A 3,782-nucleotide genomic window follows, 5' to 3' on the forward strand; every position below is an offset into this window, starting at 1 on the left:
ATGTCCGCCATCCCCAGCACCCGCCCTATGCTATCCGAAGGCCTCGCCGACGCCCTCACCCGCGCGCAGGCCCAGGTCAACTCGCTGGTGCTCGGCAAGTCGCACGAAGTACGGCTGGCTTTCGTGGCCTTGCTGTCGGACGGCCACCTGCTGATCGAAGACCTGCCGGGCCTAGGCAAGACCACGCTGGCCCATGCACTGGCGGCCACGCTCGGGCTGGCTTTCCAGCGGGTGCAGTTCACGTCGGACCTGTTGCCGGCCGACGTACTGGGCGTGTCGGTGTACGACGCGCAGGCACGCGCCTTCAGCTTCCATCCGGGGCCTGTCTTCACCAACGTGCTGCTGGCGGACGAGATCAATCGCGCACCGCCCCGCACGCAGAGCGCCCTGCTCGAGGCGATGGCCGAGCATCAGGTCACGCTGGACGGCGTGACGCATGCGCTGCCTGCACCCTTTTTCGTGATCGCCACGCAGAATCCGGTCGACCTCTCCGGCACGTATCCCTTGCCGGATTCGCAGCTGGACCGGTTCCTGCTGCGGCTGGCGCTGGGCTATCCCAGCGCAGAGTCGGAACGCGCGCTGCTGGCCGGCAGCGACCGCCGCATGCTGATCGCACAGGCGATGCCCCTGCTGTCCTCGGACGACGTGATGGCGCTGCGCCGGGCCGTTGCGGACGTACATGCCAGTGACGCCCTGATCGACTACGTGCAGGCGCTGCTCACGCGCAGCCGCCAGCATCCGGGGGTACGCGTAGGCCTGTCGCCCCGCGCCGGCATCGCGCTGCTGCGCGCGGCGCGCGCGTACGCGCTGCTGCTCGGACGCATGCACGTGTTGCCGGACGATGTGCAGGCCCTGTTCGCCGCGGTCGCAGCGCATCGCCTGGTACCCGAGGCGGAAGCGGCATCGGCGGGTGCACTGGCCAAGGCGATCCTGCACGCGGTGCCGGTGGATTGAGCATGGCGCTCTCCCTGATCCGTCGATTCGCGCGTCTGGCGCGGCCACGGCGACCGGAGTCGTTGCCCGTCGTGCTCGAGCGCAGGCGCATCTACGTGCTTCCCACGCCGTTCGGACTGTTCTTCGCCACCCTGGTGAGCGCGATGATCCTGGGTGCGCTGAATTACAACAACAACCCGGCACTGCTGCTCGCATTGCTGCTCGCTGCCACCGCGATGGCCAGCCTGATCTTCGCCCACCTTCAACTCGCCGGCCTGCACATCGATGCCTTGTCGGCTGATCCTGTCCCGGTCGGCACGCCCCTGCGCCTGCACGTCGCGCTCGCATCACGCGACGCGCGCGTGCGCCACGGGCTACGCATCGATGCGTGCGGCCACCCTGCGTTCACGTCGTTGCCGGCGTCCGACGGCACCGTGGTCGAAGTGGTACTTCCGACGGAACGGCGCGGCTGGTTCGATGTCGACCGCGTGCGCATCTCCACCACGCAGCCGCTGGGTCTCGCCAGGGCGTGGGCATGGGTATGGCCCGACTCGCCGTTGCTGGTGTATCCCGCCGCGGAAGTACAAGGCCCGCCGCTACCGCCTGCGGACAAGGGCGGCACCAAGGCCAGGCTGGATCTGGCGGGCGAGGATGTGCACCAGTTGCGCAACTATCGCGCGGGCGATGCCCGGCGTGCCATTGCCTGGAAACCGTCCGCGCGTCGCGACCAGTTGCTCGTTCGCGACTACGAACGGCCACTGGGGCGCGCCGTGGAACTCGACTGGGACGCGTTGACGATGCTTGGACACGAAATGCGCATCCAGCGACTCGCGCACTGGGTCGAATGCGCCGAACGCGAGGGCCTCCGCTACCGCCTGCGGCTGCCCGGCCAACCTGCGCTGGGCCCGGCGGACGGTCCCGCGCACCGCCACGCCTGCCTGCGCGCCCTGGCGCTGCTTCCGCATGAAGCCCGCTGACGTCCCCACGCTGGACGCACTCAGTCGCCAGTGGACGCTGGCCGCCGCGGGCGCCTGCCTGCTGCCATTGCTTGTCCAGCTGCCGACGACGCTGGCGTTCGGTATCGGGGCCACGGGTGTCGTGCTGGCGCTGGCGTCATGGCGTCGCCCCCTGCATGGCCTGCTGAGGGCATTGATGGCGCTGGCGTTGTTCGCGGCGGTGATGTCGGTGACCGGCATGCAGTTCGGACGCGATACCGGGTGCGCGCTGCTCGCCGGCATGCTGGCGCTCAAGCCTACCGAGACCCGCACGCTGCGCGACAATCGCAGCCTGCTGGGCTTTTCGCTGTTCGCACCGTTCGCCGCGTTCCTCCTCGACCAGGGACCATTGAGCATGGCGCTGGGCCTCGCCAGCGTGCTGGGTGCCTTGGTCGCGCTGCATCGACTCGCCGATGCCGAGGCCGTATCGCTGGCCGGCCTGTCGCGCCCGCTGCACCAGGTTCGCGAAATCGGAAAACTGGTGGCCATCGGCGTGCCGCTGGTGATGGCGGCCTTCTGGTTGTTCCCGCGCTTTCCGTCGCCATTGTGGGGCGTACCTGAGCGGGCCCTGTCGAAGCCGGGCCTCAGCGACGACATGTCGCCCGGCAGCTACCTGGACCTCATCGCCGACGAGGCGCCCGCGCTGCGCGTGCAGTTCTTCGGCGCCACGCCTCCCACGAGCCAGATGTACTGGCGTGGCCCGGTGCTGACGGACTTCGATGGCCGCACCTGGACGCGTCGCGATGCGCCCCCTGCCCTGCCGCCGGCCGATACGGCGCGCGCCGCACTCAACTGGGATTACCAGATGGACGTGGAGCCCAGCGACCGTCGCGACCTGGTGGCGCTCGACCTTCCGAACGCGACACCCGATGGCGTGTGGATGGCCCGCGACTACAGCATGGCGACGCGCACGCCGCTCAGCTCGCTGACACGGTGGCGCCTGCAGTCATCACTTCCGACGCGGTTCGAAGCCGACCTGTCGGTATCGCGACGCGCCCAGGCCCTGCAGCTGCCGCCGGGCTTCAATCCGCGCACCCGCGCACTGGGTGCGCAATGGCGCCGCGATGCGGGCGCCAACGATGCAGCGATCGTCGCGCGCGCGCTCCAGTGGATACGGTCCGACTTCGCCTACACGCTGGACACGCCATTTCCCGGCCGCGACACCGTCGACGAATTCCTCTTCGACCAACAGCAAGGGTTCTGCGAGCACTTCAGTTCGTCGTTCGTGTTCCTGATGCGGTCGGCGGGCATCCCAGCGCGCGTAGTCACCGGCTATGCGGGCGGCAAGTACAACGCATTGGGAAAGTACTGGATCGTCCGCAACCTGGATGCCCATGCGTGGGCAGAAGTGTGGATCCCCGGGCGAGGCTGGGTGAGGGTAGATCCCACCGCCGCCGTTGCGCCCGAGCGCATCTATGACACGATCGAAGACCGACTGGGGGCCGGCGGCGCCATGGGCAACCTGATCGGCATCGAGGACCTCGGCCAGGTCGGCGACTGGTTGCGCCGGGGCTGGAACGACCTGGTGCTGGGTTTCGACGCCAAGCGGCAATCACGCCTGCTGGAGCGTCTCGGCGCCAAGCAACTGGGCAGCAGTGAGTTGACGGCACTGTTCGGGGTTTTTGCAATGGGGGCCATGGCCTGGATGGGCTGGCTGCTGGCCCGGGGCGAGCGGCAACGGGATCCCTTGTTGCGCGCTTGGCATGCGCTCAGCCGACGCTACGCGCGCCTTGGCCTGGGACGAGAGCCTCATGAAAGTCCTGCGGCGTGGGCCCGCCGTGCGGCCGCCGGTCGCCCCCGCACGGCGAATCGGCTGCTTTCACTCAGCCAGCGTTTCGCTGCAGCGCGCTACGC

Annotated in this window: 3 protein-coding genes; all 3 read left to right on the plus strand. The window is 69.0% G+C overall.

Annotation, left to right across the window (positions count from 1 at the left end):
• Entirely contained in the window at positions 1–954 is a 954-nt protein-coding gene (locus AC04L7_RS14260) for an AAA family ATPase (RefSeq protein ID WP_435997818.1), read from the plus strand.
• Between the two features lie 2 nt (positions 955–956).
• Positions 957–1,910, plus strand: a complete 954-nt coding sequence (locus AC04L7_RS14265) for a DUF58 domain-containing protein (RefSeq protein WP_299341745.1) — start codon at positions 957–959, stop codon at positions 1,908–1,910.
• Positions 1,897–3,782: transglutaminase TgpA family protein (locus tag AC04L7_RS14270; RefSeq protein ID WP_475513247.1), on the plus strand; the 1,886-nt coding region annotated here is incomplete at its 3' end. The genes AC04L7_RS14265 and AC04L7_RS14270, both read left to right, overlap by 14 nt.

Source organism: Pseudoxanthomonas sp. LjRoot204_2, assembly GCF_056175765.1.

What these genes read in the sequence shown, in the direction of transcription:
- AC04L7_RS14260 (WP_435997818.1), top strand. Translation starts at nt 1, where the DNA reads ATGTCCGCCATCCCCAGCACCCGCCCTATGCTATCCGAAGGCCTCGCC.
- AC04L7_RS14265 (WP_299341745.1), top strand. Translation starts at nt 957, where the DNA reads ATGGCGCTCTCCCTGATCCGTCGATTCGCGCGTCTGGCGCGGCCACGG.